This is a genomic window from Synechococcus sp. PCC 7502 (assembly GCF_000317085.1).
Lineage (GTDB): Bacteria > Cyanobacteriota > Cyanobacteriia > Pseudanabaenales > Pseudanabaenaceae > PCC-7502.
The window spans coordinates 1-10210 of the sequence record NC_019692.1 but is presented as its reverse complement, the minus strand read 5'-3'; the positions used below and the strand labels follow the sequence as shown (position 1 = coordinate 10210).

The 10210-nt window shown below is 39.4% G+C and carries 12 protein-coding genes; 8 read left to right on the top strand and 4 right to left on the bottom strand.

Features of this window, described 5'->3' with window-relative positions:
- Positions 1-10: 10 nt before the first annotated feature.
- Positions 11-499, top strand: coding sequence for a hypothetical protein (locus SYN7502_RS18005; protein ID WP_015146411.1), 489 nt, complete (start codon positions 11-13; stop codon positions 497-499).
- A 48-nt stretch (positions 500-547) separates the two neighbouring features.
- Here the strand turns inward: SYN7502_RS18005 and SYN7502_RS18000 are convergent, their stop codons facing one another.
- Positions 548-1096, bottom strand: a complete 549-nt coding sequence (locus SYN7502_RS18000; RefSeq protein WP_015146410.1) for a tyrosine-type recombinase/integrase — start codon at positions 1094-1096, stop codon at positions 548-550.
- 389 nt (positions 1097-1485) lie between these two features.
- Between SYN7502_RS18000 and SYN7502_RS17995 the strand changes: the two genes are divergently transcribed.
- Positions 1486-1701: a hypothetical protein gene (locus SYN7502_RS17995; protein ID WP_015146409.1), complete on the top strand. Its 216-nt coding sequence runs from the start codon at positions 1486-1488 to the stop codon at positions 1699-1701.
- 121 nt (positions 1702-1822) lie between these two features.
- Here SYN7502_RS17995 and SYN7502_RS17990 read toward each other — a convergent pair whose 3' ends face one another.
- The 3 genes from SYN7502_RS17990 to SYN7502_RS17980 all read right to left on the bottom strand — a co-directional run bounded on the left by SYN7502_RS17990 (position 1823) and on the right by SYN7502_RS17980 (position 3450).
- Positions 1823-2089 carry a phage protein Gp27 family protein gene (locus tag SYN7502_RS17990; RefSeq protein ID WP_015146408.1) on the bottom strand — a complete coding sequence of 89 codons (267 nt, stop codon included), beginning with the start codon at positions 2087-2089 and terminating at the stop codon, positions 1823-1825.
- Positions 2086-2619 carry a hypothetical protein gene (locus SYN7502_RS17985; RefSeq protein WP_015146407.1) on the bottom strand — a complete coding sequence of 178 codons (534 nt, stop codon included), beginning with the start codon at positions 2617-2619 and terminating at the stop codon, positions 2086-2088. Before SYN7502_RS17985 ends, SYN7502_RS17990 begins: the two co-directional genes overlap by 4 nt.
- A 279-nt stretch (positions 2620-2898) precedes the next feature.
- On the bottom strand, positions 2899-3450 hold the full coding sequence (locus SYN7502_RS17980; RefSeq protein ID WP_041430392.1) for a hypothetical protein: 552 nt from the start codon (positions 3448-3450) through the stop codon (positions 2899-2901).
- A 129-nt stretch (positions 3451-3579) separates the two neighbouring features.
- Here SYN7502_RS17980 and SYN7502_RS21530 point away from each other — a divergent pair, with 129 nt between their 5' ends.
- From SYN7502_RS21530 to SYN7502_RS20370, 6 genes are all read left to right on the top strand, one after another.
- Positions 3580-3804 carry a helix-turn-helix domain-containing protein gene (locus tag SYN7502_RS21530; RefSeq protein ID WP_015146405.1) on the top strand — a complete coding sequence of 75 codons (225 nt, stop codon included), beginning with the start codon at positions 3580-3582 and terminating at the stop codon, positions 3802-3804.
- 161 nt (positions 3805-3965) lie between these two features.
- Entirely contained in the window at positions 3966-4703 is a 738-nt protein-coding gene (locus SYN7502_RS17970; RefSeq protein WP_210391438.1) for a hypothetical protein, read from the top strand.
- A gap of 201 nt (positions 4704-4904) precedes the next feature.
- Entirely contained in the window at positions 4905-5243 is a 339-nt protein-coding gene (locus tag SYN7502_RS17965; protein WP_015146403.1) for a hypothetical protein, read from the top strand.
- A complete protein-coding gene (locus SYN7502_RS17960; RefSeq protein WP_015146402.1) occupies positions 5236-8331 on the top strand; it encodes a plasmid replication protein, CyRepA1 family in 3096 nt (1031 codons plus the stop codon). The genes SYN7502_RS17965 and SYN7502_RS17960 overlap by 8 nt, the downstream gene beginning before the upstream one ends.
- 192 nt (positions 8332-8523) lie before the next feature.
- Positions 8524-9003 (top strand): hypothetical protein, encoded by a 480-nt coding sequence (locus SYN7502_RS17955; protein WP_210391439.1) that lies wholly within the window; start codon positions 8524-8526, stop codon positions 9001-9003.
- Positions 9004-9290: 287 nt separating this feature from the next.
- On the top strand, positions 9291-9443 hold the full coding sequence (locus SYN7502_RS20370; RefSeq protein ID WP_015146400.1) for a hypothetical protein: 153 nt from the start codon (positions 9291-9293) through the stop codon (positions 9441-9443).
- Positions 9444-10210 lie beyond the last annotated feature (767 nt).

The window sequence follows — 10210 nt, the reverse complement described above, 5'->3', positions numbered from 1 at the left end:
ATTACGGGTTATGGACAAACAACTCAACGCAAGGGTTAACCCTGATCTGCACAATCAGATTAAAAAGCTATCAAGTGATAGCAAAATTATCATGAATACTCTGGTAGAGACATTACTAGAAATAGGGTTAAAGCATTATCCTGAAAGTATCCTATCAAGTGATACTAGCTACATTACTAAAGATGACTTAATTAGCTTTGAGTCTGAGCTACTAAAAAAAGTTGAGAGCCTGATCGCTTCTGCCAGTGGTCAGGCTAAATCAATTGATGGCAGTAGTGTAAAGCCTAGCCCAGTTGAGTATGTGCCACAAGTTAAAAATATCCCTAGTCCTGATACCCATCCTGTAGGTACTGAACTGACTACCAAGGAAATGCTTGAATATCTCGGCATCAATATAAATAGTAAAAATTCTAAGCGTGATATAGATCGGGGCTTAAAATCTTATCCTGATCAAGTTTGGCAACCAATTGCAAGGGGATACTGGAAAAGGATCAGTTAAGTTTTTTGATTGTCTTTGTACGGCGATCTCCTAAATTCACAATGACACTTAGAACCCAATCACAGCGATCGCCTCTTTTTTCTGATTGGGAGTAACTTCGAGATAACGCTGTAGAGTCGCCAGACTTGCGTGACCTGATATTTCCTGAATAGTCCTAAGCGGTATGCCACTAGCAGACATCATGGTTAAAGCAGTACGTCTAAAACTATGGGTTGACACACCCTCAAAACCAAGATAATCACAATATTTTCTCAGCATCTCATCAGCCGCTTGACTAGACATTGGTTTCTCAGCATCTCTCTTAGACGGGAAAATATAACCATTTTTAGGTAGATCCGCCGCTTCAAGATAGTTTTGCAACTTTGGATTGATATCGATCTCCCTTGTTTTGAGCTTACCCTTGGTAACCGATTTACGGAATACAATCACGCCGTTAGAAATATCTTCCGTTTTCAGGCTAAGAGCCTCACTAATTCGACATCCTGAAAATAAACAGATCGCAAAAATGGCACGATATTTAGGCGATAAATAATTAAAAAATTCTTGTAACTGCTCTTGGGTCAAAATCTCAGCTTGACCATTCCGTTCTACTTTCATGGAGACTAGGCTAACTTGGTATAATTGCTATTTTACCAAGTAAACATCATATATTTATCAATACTTTCAGTTTTGATGCTCTCGTAAAAGTAGTCAGTTAAGCAAAACTTATCAATTCTGTTCCATCTCTAACCGCCTGAAACGTTGATTTTGCGTTACTCATCCCACGATTGATAAGTTTTTCAAAAGAGTTTACTTTGTCTACAGTTTTCCAGCTCTGGTAAACGATGTCTTGCACTAAAACCTATTTTTTCGGTTTACGATGTCTTGCTGATTAGCCCGATCATGGTCAACCATGTCATGGGTTAATGGTTGACGTTGTAAACCATGTTTATGAATTTTTACGGGGTAAAATAGACTAAATGTGATTACAGGGGTTTACAAGTGCGATGGATATAAATTTAACTGATGATCCAAAAATATCGGTAGCGGCAAAAATTCCGATGTCATGGTGTCAAGAGATTGATGCGATCTGTGAGTTAACACAAGTTACTAAATCTCAGTGGGTTGGAAATTTAATTGGTGATGCTCTTGGTAAAACTGATGGGGAAGCGAAACGTAAGGCTATTCAGAAATTATCAAATTTGATTGCCCAATCAGTTTAATCAAATCACTAAATCCCACTTAGTCCCATAAAGTCCCACTAATTAAAGGCAAAAAGCCAAGAGTTGATAAAGATTTCAGTGTAAGAATTAAAAATTAGTGAGAATTGTCACAAAACAGGTATCACAAACAAATCCTAGATTGTTCCACCTTATCCAAATATACGGCTAAAATGTCTGTACCGTCGGGGTTTGAGGCTTTTACCTCTCTCAGTTGTCCACAAAACCGATGGATTACCGATCGCGAGATTGGATACCCTTTGTCCTTCAACCACTGAGCATGATTCTCGAAGGTGTAACCGTGCAGATGTGAGGACTCAAACCGCTTTACTAATTGATTAAGAATTGGGCGGGGTAGCTTGGCTACTTTGGGGATGGGTGCTGTCTTCATGTTCTTACCCCTTTCATCTTGCCACTACGCTGATAGTGGTCAAAATCACCCCGACCCCATTGAGTGATTCTTGTAGATGTGATTGCCAGAATCGGAAGATCTGATCTGTAATGACTGTAATAGGGGTCAGAGCCAAAAACGATCTCATGACCTGCTTTTCTTTGTTCAAGTACCATTTCTTCAAATTTGACGATCGCTTCACGAGCATCATTTAAGATTTTATTAACCTCGATCGCCTTGTCTGAAAGTTGATCAAATCCTGCTTTGACTTTAGTTTCTAAGTCTGCGTAGTCTTGCTTTTGGGTAGCAAGTTGCGATCGCTGTTTTGGGAGAATCACTTCGATCGCAGCTAACTCATCTATGCGATCACGTTCGGATTGTTGCCAATGGCGGCGAGCTTGCAGAATTGTTTCCACATCGTCAAAGCTGTCTAATTGGGGTTCAGCAATTGGGGTCTGAAGTTCTGTAAATCGCTTTTCTAGGTTTGCGAGTTCGGTTTCTTTTCGGTCAATTTCTTGAGATTTGAGCATAAAACTTTGGTATTAGAGGGTAATTTGTTGGATATTAACTTAAGCAAAATTCTTGATTAACTTGAGAAAATCTATCGAATACAGCTAATCGCTATAAATATTACTGGACAAGGATTGTAGTTTTAGCTATCTGTTGATAAGAATTGTCTGAACTAATTTGCATTTACCAGATTATTTTAACTCATATCACTTGATATCGGATGATTGCAGTCCAAAAAAAAAGAACCCTAGAAGATTTTGCAAACTCTAGGGATAATCAAAACGGCAAGTTTTGCCGATTTAAGTCAGTTGATGACCAAAGTCGGTAATTAGATTGGTAAGTTGATTGTTAAGGCTACCAAGCTCATCATTAATGCGATCAATCACATCTCCAAACTCACACTCACTATGAGGATTGTAAGCTATGGCATACATCAAAATCCTAGCCAAGCCAGCGACCTTGTTATAACCATTAGTGCAAGCATAAAGCTCGGTTATCAAGTCTTTAATCTTGCTTGGAGAGATAACTTTAGGAGCCTCTTTACCATTTTGGTTAAGTACCTGATTAAGTGAATTAATGGAGTCGATCGCATCTTGGATAGGTGAATCACCTGAACCTTGCCAAAGATAAAATTTATCGTTAGGTTGATTCTCGGCAATCATCCTGAGAGCGTCCCCTTCAATAATGATTACGGGGCAAACTGAGAGTCTTCTATTAAGGCGGTTGATCTCGGATCTGATAAGATCGTTGTCCAAATTAGTCATAGTGATTAATAAGTTGATAAGTTTAGGAAATAGAAAGCGATTTTGCTGTGGTAGGCGATCGCTTTTTCTATGTTTAATGTAGTCCACTATCTGAAACAAATCAAGCACTTGATAGAATTAATTTTTGTTTACTATCCTATTTAGGAACTAAACCAGCTATAAATACCACTATATAGAACATTTGTAAGCTATAATTGATAGTATTACTATTGGAGGATGCGAAAAGTGTTTAGCCGATTACCTCATTTAATGGTCGATAAAGACCCCCGTTTAACTCAAAGGAAACTTGCTAATGAGTTAAAAATTTCTCATACAACCGTAAATAAGCTTTACAACGGGCAACCTTTGACCGCACGTATTGACCCTGATACGGTGCGGATTATTTGCGATTACTTTAAGTGTGAAGTTGGCGACCTTCTTGTAATAAAAGAGGTGAGTTAACCAATGGTTAATCCTGAAACTTTAGACTTGCGATCGCAAATCAGAGGTAAGAGATGTTCAGCATAGGAGACGTTGTGTACTCTGACACCAAGGTTCATGTGATAGAAGCGATTCGTCTCACTTCTACTGGTTATCAATACACTGGAACATCTATGAGCAAAATGTCTTATGCGATAGATCGAATTCAAGACATGTATCTTCCTAGTGATGGCGCAAATCTTGCCCAAAAACAATTAGCTATAGCACTTAATAATCGCTATATCATGTCTTGCTATTGGATTGGCTACGAACGTCTTGGAATTGGCAACCTTAATAAAGCCCCGTTGAATAATCCTAGTGTTAGGAGAGAGCGACCCTTTGCCACACTCCTTATGTCGTATCTTGAACTTTGTAAGGGCTGCCATGAATTTGCTAGGAGCCTTTATCCACATGACCCCATAATTCATTGGTTGGATGTGGTGCTCGAATTTAAAGAGAGTTTTATAGAGTACTCCATAAAATCTAGGCAAGACCCTGATCTAGGACTGTATCAATGGTTAGCCCTACAACGCCAGTTATACAAGCGACTAGAGAACCGTAAAAACCCTTTTTCGGAATCATGTCCTTTTTTCTTCAACTTGATTGCAACTAGCTGTCGTCTAGCTGAAAAAAATAAAATCTTTGATGTCAAATTCTGGGTTCCTTTCCTTAGAGCATTCAGAGAATACTATAAGCACGTCCAAGAAAAGGGAGTAGGAGTTATGTATATTTCGGGAGATAGGCTACTGCAAACAGCAAGGGGAAAACCCAGGTCTCTTAGACAACCCAAAACGACTAGAGATGTCAAAGACGAAAAACTAGCTGAGTATTATTGCTTACGGCAGCTAGAAAGTAAATCTGGTAAGCGTTTCAAGGTTTAATATAAAAAGTATTGAGTTTTTAAGCTAATCAGAGCATTCTATAATCATGCGATCGCCTGAAAGTTATTTAGGCAATCAAAGAAAAATCTCAGACATTTCTACCTGAGACCTTTCATTATTCACCCTATCCAAAATCGGCTTACAAACTTTCCACGGCGCGTAACTGATAGCGGATAGGTTTAACCTTTAGAGCGGTTACCTATGATTAAAACACAACTTTTCCCAGCCCTAGAAAAAAATTTAAGCTTCATTTGTGGCAATTATAGCTTAGAAAGTAGCAATATAGCAAGTGCTAAAGAATGCTATGACTCACGCAGGTCAAAACTTAGACCTCATCAAATAGCCGCTAGATTGCTGATGGACTACGGTAAAAATATTAGTTTGTCAGATTATGGATTTTTAATTTTCGTTTCTACAAGGCAAGAATTAACGCCTAGAGACAGGGAAAGGTATAAACAGCTATTCCTAGAACATAGTGCGATCGCCACTTCATTAATCTGTGGTTTACCTCTACCTCAAGGGGGACAAACTGATGTTTAGTCAAGCTTTACGCCCTATAGAGGTTTTATCGCTCCCAGATTTTGAAGCTTTCAAAGCAAAAATGCGATCGCTATTTATCAGAGGATCGGGCATACATCCAGATTTATTTGAGCAATTTAGGTTTATCAGCGACATTGACACGAGTTACAGTGGCGAGTGGTCATCAGAGCTTTATGACATTTTAGGCTTTGACTATAAGCGGTTTAGACATTCTGCCAATGCCAATATGTACGCTTTACTTCTAGAGAATGAAGATAGATCGATCTGGCAAGTAGTTTTAAGCGATCCAAGCGATCCGAGGGGCTATAGGTACGTTACCCCTACAGGCAATGGTAACAAAGCATTTACCCCGCCTATCCCTGTATCAATCAGGCAGAAAATAAGCGATCGCTATGGTGTCGATGTACCTTTAACTCGGTCTTTCTGGGATTGGTATAACGATCATCGTGAGCTTAATTTAATAACCACTGAGGGCGGTAAAAAAAGTTTAGCAACTCTATCAGAGGGCATAGTAGCGATCGCAGTTTACGGGGCAAATTGCCTAAAGTCCCCTGATCTAATTCCCTACATAGGCGATCGCAATATCATCATCGCCCTGGATCAGGATACTAAGCTAAAAGCCAAAATAACCGTTAATCAAGGTAAGAGAGCAGGGGTAAGTTTTGCTAGAAAGCACGGGGCTAAATCTGTAAACATTGCAGTGTGGAACCCTAACCAAGGCAAGGGCTTAGACGACCTAAAAATACAGTCTGGGGTGGAAGTTTTAGAATCTGTCCTAAATAATGCGATCGCAGCTACCAGTAATCCTAGCGAGTGGCATCAACTCAGCCCCGACCTAGTTTTAAATCAGCGATGGTGCCAAAATATCGTAATCCCTGACAGTGCAAAACTGGTAGTTTTGCGATCGCCTATGTACACGGGCAAAACGGCGGGGTTTTTATTTGAGCAAGTGCAACGGGCAAAAGACAAAAATCAGAAAGTTCTAGTCATTACCCATAGGACTCAGCTAATTGAAGAGCTATGCAATAATTTCGGGTTAAGGACTAAGTATGAGTTAAGCACTGGTACAAAGTCTGAACAATCAGATAAGCGGTTAGAAGCCAATATTTACGGGTTGGGCTATGTTGTCGATAGCTTACATCCTGACAGTTCAGAGCCGTTCGATGCTACCCAGTGGCATGATGCGCTAATCATTATCGACGAGTGCGAACAGGTTTTAGCCCATACTTTTAACTCATCAACCGATATAGACAAACACCGCTTAGAAGTATTGGCACAAATTAAGCAGCTAATTGTTCAGACCGCTAATAGTGAGTACGGGCGGATCATTCTGTCTGATGCGGGGCTAACTCAACTCTCAATCGATTTTGTCCAGAAACAGCTAAGACAGCCAATGTCTCAGTATGTCGTGGTTAATCAATATAAATTCAGTGAGTCTGAGTCATGGAATATCAGCAGCTATCAAAATCCTATACAGGTATGGTCTAAGCTCTATGAGCGTTTAGATAGTGGCGATCACTTATTAATTCATACTGACAGCCAACAATTCAAGGGCAAACAGTCAGGGGTCAACATTGAGGCAATGCTTAATAAGAAGTATCCACACCTCAAAACCCTATTAATTGACTCTAAAACTATTGCTAACCCCGATCACCCCGCCTATCAAGCGATCGCTAGAGGATTAGATACAACCCTAGTTAATTACGACGTGGTCATTGCCACACCCGCCATAGAAACAGGGGTATCTATCAACCTAAAAGGGCATTTTAACGCCGTGTTTGGATTCTTTTGTGGGGTCAGTTCAGTAGATTCTACTCTACAGACACTCGCTAGGCTTAGAGATCCTGTCGATAGGTTTGTTTGGTTTGCCACTAGAGGGCTAGGATTTATCGCCAATGGGTCAGCGAAGTATCAAGAATTAATTAACCAAGCCACCCGTCAAACTGCTAAGAATATCTCCCTACTTAAAAATTTTGGAGACAGGGGCATAGACTTAAACCCTAACCTGATCGCCTTGGAGACTTGGGCAAAAATGTCAGCTAAGACTAATGCAGGATTAGCCAATTTTAGAAAATTCTGCGAACTAGATTTAGAATCTGCGGGGCATACCGTAACCAAAATCGCAGTATCAGGCAACCTCGATCAACTAAACAAAGAGGTTTTAGATAATCGTGATCAAAACTGGGAGGTAGAAAGGACTGCGATCGCTGATGTGGAATTACCAGATCAAAAAGTTTTAGAGTCAATTAAGGCTAAAAAGTCTAAGACTGAGAATGAGCATAGGGTTATCAGAAAGGACAAGTTACATAATGACTACAGTATTGAGGTTAACCCTGATTTAGTTAAAGCTGATGATTTAGGATTTAAATCTAAATTCAGACTTCATTACTATTTGACAGTGGGGAGAGAATATTTAGCCCAGTCTGAAACTAAAAACCTTGAGAATTTACTTCAATCAGATCAAGGGTCTAACTCTGGATCAAGGGTCGGTAATAATAATGAATTCAATACCCATGATCCAGAATCTCCAAAAAACAGATCAAGGGTATGGACTCCCAAGGCTAGAAAGCGGTTGATCGGGCGTAAAGTCAAGATACTTGAGATTTTAGGGATTGATAGGTGGTTAGAGCCTAATCAAGATTTTAGGGGTAGTGACTATGGGGCTATCAAACTAGCTAATATGCTTACCCCAGATCGAGAGTTCGATCTAAATAACCTTACTGAATCTGAGCAGGTAATAGTTAATACAGCGATCGCCACTAGAGCAGACTTAAAAGACACTTTAGGCATAACCATACACAGGAAAGACTCTCCTATCCTGATTGTCCAGAGGTTACTAAGCTGTCTAGGCTTACGACTAACCAAAGTCTCTAGGGATAAGGTTAACGGTAAAGCAGGGGAGAATGTTTATCAATTCAAACCAGACGAGCTTGAGTTTGCCGCTATTAGATCAAGGGTATTTGATTCTTGGTTAGACAAGGATCGAGAATCTGGATCAAGGGTCGGTAATATAGAACAATTTAATACCCATGATCCAGTCGATACGACTGACATTGTGAATTTAGGCGATCGCAACTTAGAACATTAATTTCCCCCTCCCCTTTAGTAAAAAAACAGCCCACAAGTACATCGGGAGTATTGCAATAGTTACTAAATATTAATAAATACTTAACTAGGAGAGTTTGTGAGTTCTGATTTGGCTATAGGAGCATATCAAGTAATAGTTTCAACTCCCAATGGAGACAAGATAGCTATAGTAGCTCCTGCAAAAGAAGTGGATATGCCTACTACGTGGAATTTTTTCTGGAAAGATTTGTGGAATTCTACTGACTTTGAGTATCAAGGTATCGTTAAAATAAGCTGTGATGGTTTGCTGTGGGGACTGGTACGTTATAGCGTTTTCCCTCTAAATGACCATCAGAATATTCTAGAAGTTGAACATCTGGAATCCAACCCAATTAGTCGAGGGACCTTAGATAATCGGTTAGTTGCACCTATCGGGCAATGGTTGATGTGGTATGTGTCAAAAGTAGCTCTACAGTACTGTCCTTGCAATAATGACGATCCACTACTGATTTTAAGCTCTTTGGAGACAGCTACCGATTATTACAGGGATGTGATAAAACTAGAGTACATTGGGGTTGCACCTAGTGCTCCAGGAGAAGATTTATATGCTTTTAGATTCACAAGAGACAAAGCCACAGAATTCTGTAAATCACACGAAAGAAAGTGGGGCAGACCGTCACGTATTGACCCCTAAGCAAGTTCAAGCTGGTACAAACGTGGTTATGACCTATCAAGAACGCCTAGACTATCTTCGATCTTCTAAGTTAGGTGAGCTTTATGGCTTTCCACAAACTTCTAAATAATCTACACAAAGTTATAGAACTTTAGCGGCGATCGCCCAAATCATAATAAATTAACCCAAAAATTAACCATCACCAGTCGAACGTGACAACTATCACGGGTTAATTAGATGAGCTATCACATTGAATACTGCGGCTTTGAGAGATAGTTAATCCATACAAAGTTATCTCTCAGAAATCCATGAACGACACATTAGTAGCAGTACAAGAACAAACTTTAACCGAACAAAAAGAATCGCTATCTAAACTAATCTCTACCCCTAGCAGAGTTAAGTTATTCGCCTCATGGGTAGAGATTGAAGGTAAGTTAGTTTGCCAGTGGATTTCGGAATAGGCAATACTACTTCTTAACTACCCTGAAAGATATAGAAGAGCTTCTACTTTTTGGTAGACAGTAATATTCAGTAAGTCAGTTATTCTTAAATCAATGCAAAGGGCTTTCAACATTAGAGTCAGACGACCTAAGTAGTTAAGCATCAATGTTATATATATCAAAAAGCTAGTCACATAGTAGGCGTTTAAGAACTGCCTCTGTGACTGGCTTTAAACTTTATAGACGGCAATGATATAGATAGTTTAAAAATCTGCCGCACTTTTGCCGCAACAGCAAAACCTTTGACGGCGATATTTGAGGCAGGTTTAACCACTACTCAAGCAACAAAAGATTTACTAAATCGCAGGGCTAACAATCAAATTACTGGTACACCTTAAAAATGGGTACTATTGTACCCAAAATCTGGACTAACTACGATCGCAGTCCAAAAAAACAAGTCAAGTTAATTAAACTAAGCGGTCAAAGCCATAACAGATAAGCATATTAAAACTTGGTGTTTTGCCCAAGAAGCAAACAGTCAAAATATCAACTATTAGCAATCGCTATAAATATTGATATATCTACTTTATAGGGTTTGCTATCTGTTGATGAGAATTATCTGGACTAATCCGTAGCAAAAATCTAGTCCAGACTTTGCTATCAAAAATTATCAGGTGATAGTAAGTTATCTTATCAATCTGTAGCAGTCGATTAGTCCATTGATACCATTGATAATCTTAATTGCTATCAAGTGATAGCAGTATGGTATTCTAGGCTGACACATTTAC